This is a genomic window from Aurantiacibacter sp. KMU-128, assembly GCF_056933515.1.
The window spans coordinates 725770-742829 of the sequence record NZ_JBXORT010000001.1 but is presented as its reverse complement, the minus strand read 5'-3'; the positions used below and the strand labels follow the sequence as shown (position 1 = coordinate 742829).

Sequence of the window (17060 nt, the reverse complement as noted above, 5' to 3'; positions counted from 1 at the left end):
GCTCCTTAAGCCTTGGCTGCTTCAGCGGCGCGTTCGCCCTGAAGAGTCTTGATCTGCGCGATCTCGCGGCGCACCTGCTTGACGCGGGCGGACCCTTCGAGCTGGTTGGTCGCAGCCTGGAAGCGCAGGTTGAACTGCTCTTTCTTGAGCGCGACGAGCTGCTCGGCGAGCTGGTCGTCGGTCTTCGTGCGAAGGTCTTCCATGGAAGCCATTACTTGTCTCCGCCCAAATGCGAGGTATCGCCCAGACGGGCAATGACCTTGGTCTTGATCGGCAGCTTCATCGCTGCACGGCTGAAGGCTTCAGCGGCCAGCGGGCCGGGGACGCCGTCGAGTTCGAACAGCACGCGGCCCGGCTTTACGCGGGCAGCCCAGTATTCGACCGAGCCCTTGCCCTTACCCTGACGCACTTCCGCAGGCTTTTTCGACACCGGCAGATCTGGGAACACGCGGATCCACAAACGGCCCTGACGGCGAATGTGGCGCGTGATCGCACGACGTGCAGCTTCGATCTGGCGCGCGGTGATCCTCTCGGGCTCGAGAGCCTTGAGGCCGTAAGAGCCAAAGTTCAGATCGGTACCGCCCTTGGCGTTGCCATGGATCTTGCCCTTGAAGGCCTTGCGATACTTGGTTTTCTTCGGTTGCAGCATGTTATCTACTCACCTCAACGTGCCGGACGGACGCCGGACGTCTGCGATTCCATCATCAGGCGGTCCTGCGCCGTCGGATCGTGGCCCAGAATCTCGCCCTTGAAGACCCACACCTTGATGCCGATGATGCCATAGGCGGTCAGCGCCTCGGCTTCGGCATAATCGATGTTGGCGCGCAGCGTGTGCAGCGGCACGCGGCCTTCGCGGTACTGTTCGACACGGGCGATTTCTGCACCGCCGAGACGGCCGCCGCACATGATCTTGATGCCTTCAGCACCCAGACGCATGGCCGACTGCATCGCGCGCTTCATCGCGCGGCGGAACGCCACGCGGCGGATCAGCTGATCGGCGATGCCCTGTGCGACGAGCTTGGCATCTACTTCCGGCTTGCGGATTTCCACGATGTTCAGCTTCACTTCGCTGTCGGTCATCTTCGAAAGCTGGCCACGCAGCTTTTCGATGTCCGCGCCCTTCTTGCCGATGATGACACCGGGACGCGCAGCGTAGATCGACACGCGGCACAGCTTGGCCGGACGCTCGATCACGATCTTGGAGATCGCCGCCTGCGGCACGGTTGCCGTGATGAACTTGCGGATCTCGATGTCTTCCTTGAGCAGCTTCGCATATTCGCCACCTTCGGCGTACCAGCGGCTGTCCCAAGTACGGTTGATCTGCAGGCGCAGGCCGATCGGATTGCTCTTGTGACCCATTACGCTTCCTCCTGCTCGCGCACGACGATCCGCAGCCGGCTGAACGGCTTGAGGATACGCGTCGATTTGCCGCGGCCGCGCGTGGCGAACCGCTTCATCGTTACCGACTTGCCGACGCTCGCCTCGGCGACGACAAGCGCGTCGACGTCGAGATCGTGATTGTTTTCCGCATTGGCGATGGCCGAAGCCAGAACCTTGCTGGCGTCACGCGCCATGGCGCGCTTGGAGAAAGCGAGGATGTTCATCGCCTCTTCCGCCTTCTTGCCGCGGATCAGCGCGGCAACAAGGTTCAGCTTCTGCGCCGAACCACGGATCGTGGTTCCCACAGCCATTGCTTCATTATCCGCGACGCGGCGGGGTGATTTCGCCTTGCCCATTATCGCTTGCCCTTCTTGTCAGCAGCGTGGCCGGGGAAGGTGCGCGTGGGCGCAAATTCACCGAGCTTGTGGCCGACCATCTCTTCGCTCACCGAGACGGGGATGAATTTGTGGCCATTGTAGACGTTGAACGTCAGGCCAACGAAATCAGGCAGCACAGTCGAACGGCGCGACCAGGTCTTGATCGGCTTGCTGTTGCCAGCTTCCTGTGCTTCCTGCGCCTTCTTCAGCAGGTGAAGATCGACGAACGGACCTTTCCAGACGGAACGTGCCATTAGTCCTTACCTCTTCTTCTTCGCGTGACGCGAACGGATAATCATCTTGTCCGTCGACTTGTTCTTGCGGGTACGGGCGCCCTTGGTCGGCTTGCCCCACGGTGTCACCGGGTGACGGCCACCGCTGGTGCGGCCTTCACCACCACCGTGCGGGTGGTCGACCGGGTTCTTGGCGACACCGCGCGTCAAAGGCTTGATGCCCATGTGACGGCGACGACCGGCCTTGCCCAGGTTCTGATTCTGGTTGTCGGGGTTCGAAACCGAGCCAACCGTGCCCATGCAATCGGCGCGCAGGTAACGCTGCTCGCCGCTGTTGAGGCGGACGATCACCATCCCGCGGTCACGACCGACGAGCTGCACATAGGTGCCTGCCGAACGGGCGATCTGCCCGCCTTTACCCGGCTTCATCTCCACATTGTGGCAGATCGTGCCGACCGGCATCTGGCCAAGCAGCATCGCGTTACCCGGCTTCGTGTCGGTCTTTTCGCCAGCGACGATCTTGTCACCGGGAGCCAGACGGTTCGGCGCAATGATGTAGGCGAGCTCGCCATCATCATACTTGACGAGCGCGATGAAGGCCGTGCGGTTGGGATCGTATTCGAGCCGCTCCACGGTGCCTTCAACGTCCCACTTGCGACGCTTGAAATCGATGAACCGGTACTTCTGCTTGTTACCGCCGCCCTTGCCGCGCGAGGTAACATGGCCCTTGTTGTTACGGCCACCGGTCTTGGTCATGCCCTTGGTCAGCGACTTGACCGGCGCACCCTTGTGCAGGCCGGTCTTGTCGACGAGAACCAGCGCGCGACGCGCGGGGCTGGTTGGTTTGTAGTTCTTGAGTGCCATTTCTTTCTAGCCCCTCAGATACCGCTGGTGACGTCGATGGAATCGCCGTCCTTCAGGGTGACAATGGCCTTCTTCAGGTCATTGCGCTTGTAGGGCTTGCCCTTCCAGCGCTTGGTCTTGCCCTTCACGTTGATGGTGTTCACGCCGGTGACGCTCACATCAAAGATAGCCTCGACGGCTTCCTTGATCTGCGGCTTGGTCGCATCGCCCGCCACCTTGAAGACCACTGCGTTGTTTTCACTCAGCAGGGCGGCCTTTTCGGTGATGTGCGGAGCCAGCACCACGTCATAGTGACGCGCATCGATTGCTTTTGCCTTAGCCATTGAAACGCGCCTCCAGCTTGGCGACAGCGTCCTTGGTCAGGACGAGCGTGTCGTGGTTGAGGATGTCGTAGACATTGGCACCGGCAGCCGGGAGAACGTTGACCCCCACCAGATTGCCCGAAGCCTTGCGGAAGCTGTCCGCCACCGCTTCGCCATCGATCACCAGCACCTTGCCATTCCAGCCATTCTTGTCGAAAGCTGCAGCCAGCGCCTTGGTCTTGGCGTCTTTCAGCTCAAGGCTGTCAACGATCACCAGACCGTCTTTCGCCTTGCTGCTCAGCGCCATCTTCAGGCCGAGTGCACGGATCTTCTTGTTCAGCGACGGGTTGAAGTCACGCTTGCGCGCGCCATGCGCCTTGCCGCCACCGATAAAGATCGGCGCCGCACGGTCGCCGTGGCGAGCGCCACCCGAACCCTTTTGGCGGCCAAACTTTTTGCCGGTGCGGGCAACGTCGGAACGCTCGCGCGTCGGACGCGCGGTGCCACGGCGGTTTTCCAGCTGCCACGTTACCACGCGGTGCAGGATGTCTGCGCGCGGCTCCACACCGAACACGGCATCGTTGAGTTCAACGTCGCCGGCGGCTTTGCCGTCGATTTTCTGGACCTTCACCTTCACGGATCAGCCCTCCTTGTTTTCGTCCGAGGCCGGAACGGCTTCGGAAACGTTGGTCTGTTCAACCGGAGCAGCCGCTTCGGGAGCGGGAGCCGAGGTATCGAGCAGCGCACCGGGGAAAGGAACGCCCTCGGGAAGGGCAACCTTCACCGCGTCCTTCACCAGCAGCCAGCCATTCTTCGCGCCGGGAACGGAACCCTTGACGAAAATCAGACCGCGCTCTGCATCGGTACGAACCACTTCGAGGTTCTGCTGCGTGCGCTGGCGGTCACCCATGTGGCCGGCCATCTTCTTGTTTTTGAAGACCTTGCCGGGATCCTGACGGTTACCGGTCGAACCGTGCGAACGGTGCGAGACGGACACGCCGTGCGATGCGCGCAGACCACCGAAGCCCCAACGCTTCATGGCGCCGGCAAAACCCTTACCGACGGTGTGGCCGGTCACGTCGACCATCTGGCCGGCAACGAAGTGGTCAGCCGCAATCGTCGCACCGACAGGAAGCAGGCCTTCTGCATTCTCGACGCGGAATTCGGCGACCTTTTGCTTCAGGCCGACTTCGGCCTTGGCGAAAGCTTCACGCTGCGGCTTGTTGACATTCTTGTGCTTGGCTTCGCCCGCGCCGAGCTGGACGGACCAATATCCGTCACGCTCATCGGTACGATTGCCTGTGACCTGGCACCCTTCCAGCGAAAGGACGGTCACGGGAACGTGACGTCCATCCTCCTGAAACAGGCGGGTCATCCCGACTTTCTTAGCGATCACGCCAGTGCGCATCACGCAAACTCCTTACAGAGGCACCTGAAGGCCCATCCCCCAGGTGCATGACAGCCCGAAATGTTCGATACATCGCCCGTCCGGGCTGAAATGCTCATCCGGCCACCGGGCCATCCGAGCGAGACGGGAGACGCAGCCCGGATAAATCCGGCGGTATCTCTTTGTGTCGCCATCCCGACCGAAGCAGGGATCGCAGGCCGATACGTTCGACCTCGACGTTGTAACCCCCGCCTTGGCAGGAGCCGCACCCGCTTACGCGAGCTTGATTTCCACATTCACACCGGCAGCAAGGTCGAGCTTCATCAGCGCATCGACCGTCTGGGCGTTGGGCTGCACGATATCGAGCAGCCGCTTGTAGGTACGCACCTCGAACTGCTCGCGCGACTTCTTGTCGACGTGCGGGCCGCGGTTCACGGTGAACTTCTCGATACGCGTCGGCAGCGGAATAGGACCACGAATAAGCGCGCCAGTCCGCTTTGCAGTGTCAGCGATCTCTCCAGTTGCCTGGTCGAGTACGCGGTGATCGAAAGCCTTCAGGCGGATACGGATATTCTGTGCGTCCATGTTCCAACTACCAATGCGAAAGAGCCAAGGAATTTCGGCCCGAAAGCCAAGACCCCAAAACAAAAAAGGCCCGCCCCGCTCTGCCCGGTTTCCCGTCAGCGGGCGGCCTTCCCAGTAAATTTCGTTTCGGGCGAGACGAATCTCGTCCGGTTCGGAGGCGCGTATACGGAGCAGACCCCCATCTGGCAACCCCTCAATTGAAGGATTCCTCACCAGCCCGCTCAGCAATGGCGCAAGGCGGAAATTGCGCTTCCAAAAAACGCGAAGACCCGCCCTTCCAGTGGGAAGGACGGGTCTCGTTTCAATACCCCAAGGGGCAGTGAATTAGTTGGTGATCTTCGAGACCACGCCCGAGCCGACGGTACGACCACCTTCGCGGATAGCGAAGCGCAGGCCTTCGTCCATAGCGATCGGAGCGATCAGCTTGACGTTGATCGTCACGTTGTCGCCCGGCATCACCATTTCGGTGCCTTCGGGAAGGATCACTTCGCCGGTCACGTCGGTCGTACGGAAGTAGAACTGCGGACGGTAGTTGGCGAAGAACGGCGTGTGACGGCCACCTTCATCCTTCGACAGGACGTAGACTTCAGCGCTGAATTCGGTGTGCGGGGTAACCGAACCGGGCTTAGCCAGAACCTGGCCACGCTCGACTTCGTCACGCGCAACGCCGCGGATCAGGGCACCGATGTTGTCGCCAGCCTGGCCCGAATCGAGCAGCTTACGGAACATTTCGACGCCGGTCACGGTGGTCTTGGCGGTATCCTTGATGCCGACGATTTCAACTTCGTCGCCAACGTTCACGATGCCGGTTTCCACGCGGCCGGTCACAACCGTACCACGGCCCGAGATCGAGAACACGTCTTCGATCGGCATCAGGAACGGCTTGTCGACCGGACGGTCGGGCTGCGGGATGTGCTCGTCAACGGCTTCCATCAGAGCAATGATCGATTCCTTGCCGATGTTGTCGTCACGGCCTTCGAGAGCGGCCAGAGCCGATCCCTTGACGATGGCGATGTTGTCGCCGTCGAAATCGTAGCTCGAGAGCAGTTCGCGAACTTCCAGTTCGACGAGCTCGAGGATTTCCTCGTCGTCAACCTGGTCAACCTTGTTCATGTACACGACCAGCGCCGGCACGCCGACCTGACGTGCAAGCAGGATGTGCTCGCGGGTCTGCGGCATCGGGCCGTCAGCAGCGTTCACAACCAGGATCGCGCCGTCCATCTGAGCGGCACCGGTGATCATGTTCTTCACGTAGTCAGCGTGGCCCGGGCAGTCGACGTGTGCATAGTGACGGGCAGCGGTTTCATACTCGACGTGTGCAGTCGAGATGGTGATGCCGCGCTCGCGCTCCTCGGGAGCCTTGTCGATGTTGGCGAAATCAACGGCTTCACCGCCGTTTACTTCGGCCATCACCTTGGTGATTGCAGCGGTCAGCGTGGTCTTGCCGTGGTCGACGTGACCGATGGTGCCGATATTGCAGTGCGGCTTGTTCCGCTCGAATTTTGCCTTTGCCATTTTCTCTTTTAACCTCTGTCTAAAATGAAATTTCTGCGGGGAGAGAGTCGGCACCCGCTGAAACAGGCGCCGCCCCTAGCCTTGCTTGCCAAGTTAAGCAAGCTTCTCCTTGATCTCTTGCGCCACGTTCGACGGAACCTCGTCATAGTGGCTAAACTGCATCGTGTACTGGGCGCGGCCCTGGGTAAACGAACGCAGTTCGTTCACGTAGCCAAACATATTGGCCAACGGAACGTGTGCTTCCACAGCCTGCGCGTTGCCGCGCGTGTCGGTGCCCTGGATCTGGCCACGACGGCTGTTGAGATCGCCGATCACATCGCCCAGATAGTCTTCCGGGGTCACGACTTCCACCTTCATGATCGGCTCGAGCAGCTTGATGCCGGCCTTTTCGGCCACTTCGCGCATCGCACCGCGTCCGCAGATTTCGAAGGCGATCGCGCTCGAATCGACGTCGTGGTACGCGCCGTCGGTCAAGGTGATCGTGAAGTCGATGATGGGGAAGCCGATCAGGTGGCCGCTTTCGGCCTGTTCACGCATACCCTTTTCGATGGCGGGGATGTATTCCTTCGGAATGTTGCCGCCCTTCACCTCGTCGGAGAAGACGATGCCTTGGCCGCGTTCGCCCGGCTCCACCGTCACCTTCGCGCGGCCGAACTGGCCGGAACCGCCCGACTGCTTCTTGTGGGTGTAATCGACATCGACCTTGCGGGCGAGCGATTCACGGTAGGCCACCTGCGGCGCGCCGACATTGGCTTCCACCTTGAACTCGCGCTTCATGCGATCGACGAGAATGTCGAGGTGAAGCTCGCCCATGCCCTTGATGATCGTCTGGCCCGATTCATGATCCGTGCTGACGCGGAACGAGGGGTCCTCGGCAGCCAGGCGGTTGAGCGCGACGCCCATCTTTTCCTGGTCAGCCTTGGTCTTGGGCTCCACCGACAGCTCGATCACCGGCTCGGGGAATTCCATCCGCTCGAGAATGATCGGCTTGGCCGGATCGCACAGCGTGTCACCGGTGGTGGTATCCTTCATGCCCGCCAGCGCAACGATGTCGCCCGCAAATGCCTCTTCGATGTCCTCGCGGTTGTTGGAGTGCATCAGCAGCATACGGCCGATCTTTTCCTTCTTGTCCTTCACGCTGTTGAGCACGGTGCCCTTGGACAGCTTCCCCGAATAAATGCGGGTGAAGGTGAGCGAGCCGACGAACGGGTCGTTCATGATCTTGAAGGCAAGTGCCGCAAACGGTGCATCGTCGCTCGACGGACGCTCGTCCTCGACATCGCTATCGGGCAGCACGCCCTTGATCGCGGGCACGTCCAGCGGCGACGGCATATAATCGACAACGGCATCGAGCAAAGGCTGCACGCCCTTGTTCTTGAACGCCGAACCGCACAGCACAGGCACGAACGCGCGGTCCATGGTGCCCTTGCGGATAAGCCGCTTCAGCGTGGCCACGTCGGGCTCGTTGCCCTCGAGATAGGCTTCCATCACGTCGTCGTCCTGCTCGACGGCAGTTTCGATCAGCTTTTCGCGATACTCGGCAGCCTTGTCGGCCATGTCGTCAGGAATCGCGACGTGGTTGTAGCTCGCGCCCAGACCTTCCGATTCCCAGATGATCGCACGGTTGCCGACGAGGTCGACGACGCCCTGCAGATTGCTTTCGGCACCGATCGGCAGATACAGCACCAGCGGCGTTGCGCCGAGGCGGTCGATGATCGACTGCACGCAATAGTAGAAGTCGGCGCCGGTGCGGTCCAATTTGTTGATGAAGCACATCCGGGGAACGCCGTACTTGTCGGCCTGGCGCCACACGGTTTCGGACTGCGGCTCCACGCCGGCGACGCCGTCAAACACGGCAACCGCGCCGTCGAGCACGCGCAGCGAGCGTTCGACTTCGATGGTGAAGTCCACGTGGCCGGGCGTGTCGATGATGTTGATGCGGTGCTTCGGCTGGTTCGCACGCAGATCGTCGGGCGAGGACATCGGGTCCATCGTCTGGTCTTCGGCGGTCCAGAACGTCGTCGTGGCGGCAGACGTGATCGTGATCCCGCGCTCCTGCTCCTGCTCCATCCAGTCCATCGTCGCCGCGCCATCGTGCACTTCGCCGATCTTGTAGGATTTGCCGGTGTAGTAGAGAATACGCTCGGTCGTGGTGGTCTTGCCGGCATCGATGTGCGCCATGATGCCGATATTGCGATAGCGCTCCAGCGGATATTCGCGGGCCATATCTGTTACTCCAAATCAGTCAGGGTTAGAGCCGCCAGTGCGGCCCCGATGTTACCGGCGTGTTACCAACGGTAGTGCGAGAAGGCGCGGTTCGCGTCCGCCATGCGGTGCGTGTCTTCACGCTTCTTGACGGCGTTGCCACGGTTGTTGGCCGCATCCATCAGCTCGCCCGAGAGACGCGCCGACATCGTGGTTTCGGCACGGCCGCGCGCGGCAGTGATGAGCCAGCGGATCGCCAGCGCCTGCGCGCGTTCGGGACGCACTTCGACAGGCACCTGGTACGTCGCACCACCGACACGGCGGCTGCGCACTTCGACCTGCGGCTTCACATTGTCCAGCGCGGTGTGGAACAGCTCGACCGGGTTGGTCTTCGCCTTGGCTTCCACCGTATCGAGCGCGGTGTAGACGATACCTTCGGCAACGGCCTTCTTACCGTCGAGCATAAGGTTGTTCATGAACTTCGACAGAACCTGATCACCGAACTTGGGATCAGGCAGGATTTCCCGCTTCTCGGGACGACGACGACGTGACATTTTCTTGTCTCCTGTCAGCCCAACCCCTCAAATCACCGTCACCCTGAACGTGTTTCAGGGTCCATTTCGCGGCTTGGGGCGGACCTTTCAAATAACTTGCGAACTCAGAGCCAGGCGGAACCATGGATCCTGAACTACGCTCGCTTATGGCGAGCTATTCAGGATGACCATGCCCCCGACATGGTCACTTTGGCCGCTTGGCGCCGTACTTCGAACGGCTCTGCTTGCGGTCCTTCACACCCTGCGTGTCGAGCACGCCGCGCAGCACGTGGTAGCGCACGCCGGGAAGGTCGCGCACACGGCCGCCGCGGATCAGCACCACGGAGTGTTCCTGCAAATTGTGACCCTCGCCCGGAATATAGGCGATGATTTCACGGCTGTTGGTCAGACGGATCTTCGCCACCTTGCGCAGTGCCGAGTTCGGCTTCTTCGGGGTCGTCGTGTAGACGCGGGTGCAAACGCCGCGCTTCTGCGGAGCGGATTCCATCGCCGCAGACTTGCTCTTCTTGACGATGGGCTGGCGGGGTTTCCGCACTAGCTGGTTAATAGTCGGCATAAATTACTCTTCACCGTTTGTGTGGGTGGGCGGGTATTGCCTGAACCGCTCATGCTGAGCTTGTCGAAGCATCGCCCTTCTTTTTCGGGCGAGCAGCCAGAAGGAAAAACGATCCTTCGACAAGCTCAGGATGAGCGGGTCGGGAGAGACCCTTCACCCGTGAATGGCACCATGGGCACCGGATGGACTGTATCGGGATCGTGCCGCCCGCTTCGTCATCCCGGACCTGATCCGGGAGCCAGCGAGCAAAAGCGCCGCCGCCAGATTTCCTGGGGGCGACTTGCTGCACAAGCCTGAAACACTCCACCCGGATACCAAAAGCACCGGGTTACTTTGACGGCTGCCCTCGCCTCTCCCGTTCGTCATTCCGGCGAAGGCCGGAAACCAGCAAACAAGAGAGCCGCAATAGAAAAGAGCCCCACGCAGACGCGAGGAGCCCCGGGACATAACCGGCAATGTTCAGCTCTATCTACCCGAGGCGGGCGTAAGCCACATCCCGGATGCGAGCGCCCTTAGTTGGATTTGGGTGGGGGGTCAAGGGGATCGAAGAGAGCCACCTAGTAAGTTTCCAAATACTCACCCATTGCCACTATGCCCGTATTTGTCAGCGACACGAACACAATCCGTTTGTCGAATTCCGAAACTTGCCTTTGCACCATACCCAATTCTTCAAGCAGCACCACATACCTCAAAGCCGTGCTCATCGGCACATGGGCAGCATAACAAAGGCTTGTCGTAGAGACTTTTGCTCCTCCGGCAAATTGCACGAAGAGTTCCAACAACATGTCCCAAGCAGGCTCAGACAAGAGGCGTTCCGACAAGTGCGCCCTCCGCCTCAACCTTTGCGCGTATATCAATCGCGCTTTTGCCGCCAAGTTGACCGCATTTCTTTCAATTCTCGCTTGCTTATTCGGCCACCGAAAAATCGAGCGTTCTGCGCCATGCGGCCAATCTTGATCGATGGCATCTGCCAAACGTAGCAGACTTGCTGCAAGGTCGCGCATTCTACGGGGAGACCAGTTATCTGCTATTTCGTTAAGAACCGCCTGCTCGGTCAGCATGCTCTCGCTCATACGACACGCCCGGGCGTGTGTCGTGGCGACCAGCAATTATATCTACCAATGCGGATTACTCGCTCCGCATGAAGCCTGATCCCGAAATAAAGTACGACAATATGGAGCAAAAGTGGCAATTGAGTCATTGCCCAATAGGCAAGGTTTAATCCATTCGGCACAATTAGAGCCGCAAGATTCCCCACCACGGCCATCAATTGGCTAGCTGCGACGATCAACGGATAGACGCGATTGGCGCGCATGGCTATCGCGACAAGCAAGACGAGTTGGACTGCGTCAATCAAGAATCGAGATGCACTGAAATTTTCAAAAGTTCGATTCCCGATCGTCCACACCAAGATTTGATCGACGATGATACCGGCGGCAATTACGCCGCCGATCCATTGTTCTGGCAGCCCCCCCTTTCGCGCCGCAAAAGCGACGACGAAAGCGGAGGCCAAGATTACAGAAAGAGTTTGCGCCGACACCCGTTATGCACTTTCGCGCAGGCCTGCGTCCTCCGAAGATGAGACACCCATGGGGCGAGCTTCGTCGGGGCAATCTTCCCAACCGAGCACCTCATGTTGCACCTGCAGAAGGTTTGCGTGAACTCTTGCCATATCATTCGCAGCAGTCACCAAAGTGTGCTGCGACTTGCTAAGACGGATCAGGGCTTCCTGGCCAACAAACGGGCCGGATTGCGTCGCCTGGCGCGCTTCCACCATTGTCGACAGCAAATTGCTTTGCTTCAAGAGCGCATTGTCCAGTGCGGCCTCTGCTTCGCGCAGTTCTCGGACGATACGAAGTTGGGCGATTTCGGGGGTCATAGTCATCTATTTATCTCCAGTCATCCCGTCGGGATTGTTTCGAAGGAGAATCAAGGGACCCGCTAATTCAACAATCGAGACAATTGATCAAAAATGGCAAAACCGATCAGAACTGTCGTCGACATCAAAAGAGCAAGGGCGATTATCGCGGCGAACCGCCAAAAATAGCCTTGCGGCCCCTCGAAAATCTCCGGGACGACGCGATACGGTATCTGTTCGCCTTCATCGGATTCAAGATGCCTCGTATCCGGATGGTTTCCGACCAGAACGTCCTTTTCGTCAGTCCCGCCAAACGACTGCTTCGATCCTGCCGCATTTGATAGCTGCGGAAATTGATATACGGGTTTCTCGTATACTGGTGACTGGGAAATCCTCCCGGAAATTTCAGCATAAACCCCAGCCAATTCGTTGCGTGTGTCGACGCCAAATTTACGTCGGGCGGCTGCAATGCGTTGATCAACTGTGTGCGGTGAAATCCCCAACAGGCGGGCAATTTCCTTTGAGGTTTTGTGCGCGACAAGCAAATCAAGCACCGCACGCTGCTTGGATGTCAGCTCACTGAGTGCCCTTGCTGCTTCGCGATTGTTTTGCATTTGCCCCGCTTGTTCTGGCTTTTCCGCATGTCGTAAACCAACGCTGGTGGTCGCACACTATGGATTTTACAACATTGGATTAAAAGGCTGAAATGTCTCCTGAGCGAACGCGCGTTCCGATGCGCTCACAAAGCGCCAAGCGTCTACGATAGGTCATTTCACCTAGAGGTCGCAACTTTACTTCCAAAATGGATGTTTCCCCACGTTCCTACACCCCCTCCTCCATGCTCCCCCCACGGGCATGACTCACAAAAACCTCCCCGCCCGCTCGTCCCGCAAGCCTCGCGCCACGCCGCGTCAGGCCACGTCCTATATGGCCGCGCCGCCTGCGCCGCCGCTTGCGGAGAGCGATCCGCTCCTTGACTTCACACCCGCCCCGCACACCGCGCCGCGCCGCGCAAGAATTCCATTACGCCCGATCGCCAGCGCAAATTCATCGCCCATCTCGCCGCCACCGGCATTGTCACGCAGGCCGCGCGGCATATCGGGGCGAGTATGGAGGCGCTGTACAAGCTGCGCGCCAAGCCGGGGGCGGAGGGGTTTGCGCACGCCTGGGAGGCGGCGGTGGATCGCGGGGTTTCTCGTTTGGAGGATTGCGCGCTCGCCCGCGCGATTGAGGGGGAGGAGCGGATCGTCGTCTCCTCCGGCCAACTGCTCGGCACCGAGCGGCGGCATAACGAGGCGCTGGTGATGTTCTTCCTGCGCCAGCGCCGGGCAGACCGCTACGGCAATTCCGCTTCGCTGGCGGGCGTGGTCCCGGGCCATCCGCTCTACGAGCGCATCCGCGAGGAAGTGCGCGCCGAGATGCAGGCCGAGCGGCGGGCGAACAAGGCGGTGGTGCTCGCCCGCCTCAACGCAAAGATCGACAAGATGCGCGAACGCAAGGAAGCCGCCGCGCGGTTGCTGGGGGATGGCGGGGGTTAGCGCGCGCTGTTGCGCTGTGCGCTCCAACCGTCACCGTCCTCCGGCGCCCAGCGGTCGTTTCCCACCCGTCCGGCAAAGCTTCGCGCGCCATCCTCGAACAATACGGTCAGCCGCATGGTCTCGCCTTCGAGCACGCCGGTGACGGGGACGCTCGCGCCGTCCGCCAGCTTTGCGGTGCCGCGCACATCCTGGAAGTTCTGGTCGAGCGTCAGGGTGATGTTTGCACCGCCCTCTGTCAGCTCCCAATCGCCCGCCACTTTGGCAGGGATGATCCACGCATAGGCCTCGTACCCGGCCACGCGGCGCGTCGCATCGGGGCGCCAGTCGCCCATATCGAACCGGTTGGAGACCACCCGCGCGCCGGGCCGCAGCTCGGCGAGCAGGCGCGGGCGCAGGCGCAGGTTCACTTCGGGCAGCAGGAACATGGTGACGACATCCGCCTCGGCCAGCGGGGTGTCGAACAGGTCCTGCTCGGCAAAGGTCAGGCGGTCCGCGAGCCCCAGCCGCTCCGCCGTGCGCGTTGCCTCCGCCACCAGCGCCGGGTCGAGATCGACGCCCAGCCCGCGCGCGCCGTGGTTCTGCGCCGCCGCGATCAGGATGCGCCCGTCGCCCGTGCCGAGATCGATAACGTAATCGCCCTCCTCCACCGCCGCCATCTCCAGCATCGCCTCGACCATGCTGGTGCGGGTGGCGACATAGGGCACGTCCAAAGGCGGCGTCAGCCCGAGCCGCTGGCGCATGGCGCTTGGGTCAAAGGCGTAGGCGATGGCGAGGAACAGCCCCACGCTCACCGCCAGCGCGGCGAGGGATTTGGCGATCAGGCGCAGCATCGCATCAGGGCTCCTGCCGATACAGGAAGGGCGAGGTTGCCCCCGCCCTTCGGTATTGCTGTGATGGGTTGCGGGTGGCGCGTTACCAGCCCTCGGCCGCTTCCATCATGGCATCTTCCGCATCCCAGGTGAAGCGTTCGGCCAGCCCTTCGGTGATGGTCAGCGTGTACGCCCCGCTCGACCCGCCAAAGCCCTGCACGCGGATGCGCAGCATATCGAGCATACCGGGGTGATCGTCGAGCACGCTGAGATCAATCGGCAGCAGCGAATCGAGCGTGCCCGAACCGTCATCATCGGACAGGACCGAGGCCCAGCCGAGCGGGGTTTCGAAGCCGACTTCGATAAACGGATCGATCGCCCCACCACCGAATGCGGGATCATATTCCGCGCCCTCGACCGCGTTCATGCGGATGGTGATCTGGCCGTTGCCGCGACGGATCGCGCGCTTGGCCTCTTCGCTCAGCATATAGTCGATGGTGGCAGGCAGCATCGGGTTTTCCTCCCAAACCACGCCCAGTTCGCCGGTAGCGGTATCGTTGAGGCCGATCACCTGCAACGGCAGCTGCGGTTCGGGCGCCTCGCGACGCTCGCGCACCCGCAGCGTGTAATCGCCCGAGCTGGTCATGAAGCCCATCGCGGCGACGGTGTAGGTGCCCGCTTCCCCGAAGGTGTAGCGCAGCAGCGAGTTCAGGCCTTCGCCGCCATCATCGTCATACATGATCGCCTCGCCGCTCGGATCGCGCAGTTCGAGATAGGGATCGAGCTCGCCTTCAGACAGCAGCGCCACTTCGATCATGTCGCCCGAGCGCGCGGTGAAGCTGTATTCCACCGCCTCGCCCGAAGGGACATAGCCCATCACGGTCGAGCCATAGGTGATCGGGCCGGGCGCGGAATAGGCGCTGGTGGTCATCACCAGATCGAAGGTGCCGCCAAACTGCTCGCCTTCCATGGCGAAAGCCGCGTCGAAGCTGTTGACCTCGATCACGATATTGATGCCGCTCTCGCCGCCCGAAATGCGTACGCGCGAATTGAGGTCGTCGCCGCCATCATCGTTCTCGGCAATCAGCTCTCCCGTGGCGGCATTGGTGACTGCGACCACCGGATCGAGATCGGACGTCGAGATGACGTCGATCACCATCACCGAATTGGCGGGAACCGAAGCGTTGTAGGTGCGCGCCGCGCTGTTGATTTCGCCCTGCACCGTTTGCACTTCCTGCGCCGATGCGGCGGCAGGCATCATGATGGCAGCCGCGCCGATCAGCAGTGCCGCTTTGTGGAATCCGAATCGCATGATGTTACTCCCCCTTAGAATTTGAGATTGCCCTGTTGTTACCTCTGGTAACAGGCTCTGGCTAGCACCGCCAATATGAATCAATCCTAGTCCGGCCATTCATCTGCCAGAAGGCCCCACAGCCATGTGTCGCACCAGCCGATATGCGTTTTCATCGCCTTGCGGAGATGCGCCTCGCGCGTGAAGCCGAGGCTGAGGAGCAAGCGGCTGGAAGGCGTGTTGCGCGGATCGACATCGCCCCAGATGCGCTCGTAATTCTCGGTGCGGAAGAGATAGGTGATAAGCGCGGAGAGGCATTCGCGCGCAATCCCCTGCCCTTCATTGCCCGGCACCATGATATAGCCGATCTCGGCCACCTGCTCCCCGCGCTCGCCGACAAACATCCGGAACACTGGCGCGCCGCCATCATGCGGCACCGCGACCCAGCTGCGCCCCGCCTTGGTGTCGAGCAGATAGTCCCTGAGCACGTCCTTCTCGGTAAACGCCGCGCACGACCAATAGCGCATATGCGCCTCGCTGGAGAATGCAGGCCAGAAGGCATCGACATCGGCTTCAACGGGCGCGCGGCAGGTGAAGCGCGGTGTGGTGAGGGTTGGGCTAGTCATGCCTCCCCTTAACCCGCTCACCCTGAGCTTGTCGAAGGGTCGTTATTCACTTCGAGAACTTCGCCAAGAGGAAAAGCGATCCTTCGACAAGCTCAGGATGAGCGGAATTTAGATCGGAGCCGCTCACCACCCCGCCGGATCAAGCGCATACAGTTCCGCCAGCTGCGCATAGAGCGCAGATTCCTCCTGCCGCATCGCCTTAGGCTTTTCAAAGAAGGTCACTGTGGCCTCGGCGAAAAACTCCTGGTGATTGGTCGCGCCATAGGGGTCGATTAGCGTCGGGTGACCACGCTCCAGCCGTTCGAGATGGCCGTGATAGGCATCGAGCATCGCCTTCTCCCAACCGGCATAGTCCTGCCCCTTGCGCAGGATCGGAATGCCATTGGTGTGGCCGGTGAGCGCATCGAGCTGGTGGGCGAATTCGTGAATGACGACATTGTGCCCGTCTTCGGGGTCGAGCCCGCCGTGCAGCGCGTCATCCCAGGACAAAACGACCGGGCCATAAGTCCAGCTCTCGCCCAAGGTCGCGTGACTGGTCTCGTGCACCACAAACCCGTCATGCCTGCCGCGCCCGGTGCTGAAGGCCGCAGGGTAGATCAATATGGTGCGCAAGCTATCGAACCAGACCGGGCTGTTGACGACCAGCAGGCACGCCTGCGCCGCAATAGATAGCCGCATCGCATCGTTGACCTCGATGCCGTTATAGCCGTGGAAGGTAACCTGATCGAGGAAGCGGTTGATCTTGCCCTCGAGCTTGGGCCGCAACTCCTCGGGCAAGCGGCGCAGGAGCGGCACCAGCCGCTCCACAATCGCGCGTTGCTGCGGTGTTAGCGGTGTAGCGAGCAGCCGCTCCCGCTTCCGCCGACGGGCGAAGCTGCGGTACATCAGCCCGAAGATAACAAGCGCGAGGAGGATAAGGGGAAGGTAGTTCATCGGGGCCTATTGCCGTTGCAGCCAACCGATGAGGTAAGAGTGGGAGG

Annotated in this window: 24 protein-coding genes; 1 reads left to right on the top strand and 23 read right to left on the bottom strand. The window is 60.9% G+C overall.

The features are described from left to right. Nucleotides 1-5: 5 nt before the first annotated feature. From rpmC to ACS0VV_RS03715, 19 genes are all read right to left on the bottom strand, one after another. On the bottom strand, nt 6-212 hold the full coding sequence (gene rpmC / locus ACS0VV_RS03805; RefSeq protein ID WP_483531402.1) for a 50S ribosomal protein L29: 207 nt from the start codon (nt 210-212) through the stop codon (nt 6-8). Next, the gene (gene rplP / locus ACS0VV_RS03800) at nt 212-649 is read right to left on the bottom strand and encodes a 50S ribosomal protein L16 (RefSeq protein WP_483531401.1); all 438 of its coding nucleotides are present in this window, start codon (nt 647-649) and stop codon (nt 212-214) included. The genes rpmC and rplP overlap by 1 nt, the downstream gene beginning before the upstream one ends. A 14-nt stretch (nt 650-663) precedes the next feature. Then, on the bottom strand, nt 664-1359 hold the full coding sequence (rpsC, locus tag ACS0VV_RS03795) for a 30S ribosomal protein S3 (protein ID WP_483531400.1): 696 nt from the start codon (nt 1357-1359) through the stop codon (nt 664-666). Then, on the bottom strand, nt 1359-1736 hold the full coding sequence (gene rplV / locus ACS0VV_RS03790; protein WP_483531399.1) for a 50S ribosomal protein L22: 378 nt from the start codon (nt 1734-1736) through the stop codon (nt 1359-1361). The genes rpsC and rplV overlap by 1 nt, the downstream gene beginning before the upstream one ends. After that, nucleotides 1736-2011 (bottom strand): 30S ribosomal protein S19, encoded by a 276-nt coding sequence (gene rpsS / locus ACS0VV_RS03785; protein ID WP_151974090.1) that lies wholly within the window; start codon nt 2009-2011, stop codon nt 1736-1738. Before rpsS ends, rplV begins: the two co-directional genes overlap by 1 nt. 6 nt (nt 2012-2017) lie before the next feature. Further along, the gene (gene rplB, locus ACS0VV_RS03780; RefSeq protein ID WP_483531398.1) at nt 2018-2854 is read right to left on the bottom strand and encodes a 50S ribosomal protein L2; all 837 of its coding nucleotides are present in this window, start codon (nt 2852-2854) and stop codon (nt 2018-2020) included. Between the two features lie 14 nt (nt 2855-2868). Continuing rightward, nucleotides 2869-3177 (bottom strand): 50S ribosomal protein L23, encoded by a 309-nt coding sequence (locus ACS0VV_RS03775; protein WP_483531397.1) that lies wholly within the window; start codon nt 3175-3177, stop codon nt 2869-2871. After that, complete coding sequence (rplD, locus tag ACS0VV_RS03770; RefSeq protein ID WP_483531396.1) at nt 3170-3793, bottom strand: 50S ribosomal protein L4; 624 nt, start codon at nt 3791-3793, stop codon at nt 3170-3172. Before rplD ends, ACS0VV_RS03775 begins: the two co-directional genes overlap by 8 nt. 3 nt (nt 3794-3796) lie before the next feature. Next, entirely contained in the window at nt 3797-4564 is a 768-nt protein-coding gene (rplC, locus tag ACS0VV_RS03765; protein WP_483533493.1) for a 50S ribosomal protein L3, read from the bottom strand. A 252-nt stretch (nt 4565-4816) separates the two neighbouring features. Next, the gene (gene rpsJ / locus ACS0VV_RS03760; protein WP_151974085.1) at nt 4817-5128 is read right to left on the bottom strand and encodes a 30S ribosomal protein S10; all 312 of its coding nucleotides are present in this window, start codon (nt 5126-5128) and stop codon (nt 4817-4819) included. Between the two features lie 324 nt (nt 5129-5452). Further along, complete coding sequence (tuf, locus tag ACS0VV_RS03755; protein ID WP_483531395.1) at nt 5453-6643, bottom strand: elongation factor Tu; 1191 nt, start codon at nt 6641-6643, stop codon at nt 5453-5455. A gap of 93 nt (nt 6644-6736) precedes the next feature. Next, nucleotides 6737-8869 carry an elongation factor G gene (fusA, locus tag ACS0VV_RS03750; protein WP_483531394.1) on the bottom strand — a complete coding sequence of 711 codons (2133 nt, stop codon included), beginning with the start codon at nt 8867-8869 and terminating at the stop codon, nt 6737-6739. Between the two features lie 62 nt (nt 8870-8931). Further along, entirely contained in the window at nt 8932-9402 is a 471-nt protein-coding gene (rpsG, locus tag ACS0VV_RS03745; RefSeq protein ID WP_483531393.1) for a 30S ribosomal protein S7, read from the bottom strand. A 184-nt stretch (nt 9403-9586) separates the two neighbouring features. Then, nucleotides 9587-9958, bottom strand: a complete 372-nt coding sequence (gene rpsL, locus ACS0VV_RS03740; RefSeq protein ID WP_483531392.1) for a 30S ribosomal protein S12 — start codon at nt 9956-9958, stop codon at nt 9587-9589. Between the two features lie 557 nt (nt 9959-10515). Then, the gene (locus ACS0VV_RS03735) at nt 10516-11031 is read right to left on the bottom strand and encodes a hypothetical protein (protein ID WP_483531391.1); all 516 of its coding nucleotides are present in this window, start codon (nt 11029-11031) and stop codon (nt 10516-10518) included. After that, nucleotides 11028-11498 (bottom strand): hypothetical protein, encoded by a 471-nt coding sequence (locus tag ACS0VV_RS03730; RefSeq protein WP_483531390.1) that lies wholly within the window; start codon nt 11496-11498, stop codon nt 11028-11030. Before ACS0VV_RS03730 ends, ACS0VV_RS03735 begins: the two co-directional genes overlap by 4 nt. 3 nt (nt 11499-11501) lie before the next feature. Next, nucleotides 11502-11843, bottom strand: a complete 342-nt coding sequence (locus tag ACS0VV_RS03725) for a hypothetical protein (protein WP_483531389.1) — start codon at nt 11841-11843, stop codon at nt 11502-11504. 56 nt (nt 11844-11899) lie between these two features. Continuing rightward, nucleotides 11900-12430 carry a response regulator transcription factor gene (locus tag ACS0VV_RS03720; protein WP_483531388.1) on the bottom strand — a complete coding sequence of 177 codons (531 nt, stop codon included), beginning with the start codon at nt 12428-12430 and terminating at the stop codon, nt 11900-11902. A gap of 309 nt (nt 12431-12739) precedes the next feature. Then, nucleotides 12740-12913, bottom strand: coding sequence for a hypothetical protein (locus ACS0VV_RS03715; RefSeq protein ID WP_483531387.1), 174 nt, complete (start codon nt 12911-12913; stop codon nt 12740-12742). Between the two features lie 12 nt (nt 12914-12925). Between ACS0VV_RS03715 and ACS0VV_RS03710 the strand changes: the two genes are divergently transcribed. Further along, nucleotides 12926-13354: a hypothetical protein gene (locus ACS0VV_RS03710; protein WP_483531386.1), complete on the top strand. Its 429-nt coding sequence runs from the start codon at nt 12926-12928 to the stop codon at nt 13352-13354. Here the strand turns inward: ACS0VV_RS03710 and ACS0VV_RS03705 are convergent. The 4 genes from ACS0VV_RS03705 to ACS0VV_RS03690 all read right to left on the bottom strand — a co-directional run bounded on the left by ACS0VV_RS03705 (nt 13351) and on the right by ACS0VV_RS03690 (nt 17013). Further along, nucleotides 13351-14184: an SAM-dependent methyltransferase gene (locus ACS0VV_RS03705; RefSeq protein ID WP_483531385.1), complete on the bottom strand. Its 834-nt coding sequence runs from the start codon at nt 14182-14184 to the stop codon at nt 13351-13353. The genes ACS0VV_RS03710 and ACS0VV_RS03705 overlap by 4 nt on opposite strands. An 82-nt stretch (nt 14185-14266) precedes the next feature. Beyond that, nucleotides 14267-15475, bottom strand: coding sequence for a hypothetical protein (locus ACS0VV_RS03700; protein WP_483531384.1), 1209 nt, complete (start codon nt 15473-15475; stop codon nt 14267-14269). Between the two features lie 86 nt (nt 15476-15561). Next, nucleotides 15562-16080 carry a GNAT family N-acetyltransferase gene (locus ACS0VV_RS03695; protein ID WP_483531383.1) on the bottom strand — a complete coding sequence of 173 codons (519 nt, stop codon included), beginning with the start codon at nt 16078-16080 and terminating at the stop codon, nt 15562-15564. Between the two features lie 123 nt (nt 16081-16203). Beyond that, on the bottom strand, nt 16204-17013 hold the full coding sequence (locus ACS0VV_RS03690) for a M90 family metallopeptidase (protein ID WP_483531382.1): 810 nt from the start codon (nt 17011-17013) through the stop codon (nt 16204-16206). Nucleotides 17014-17060 lie beyond the last annotated feature (47 nt).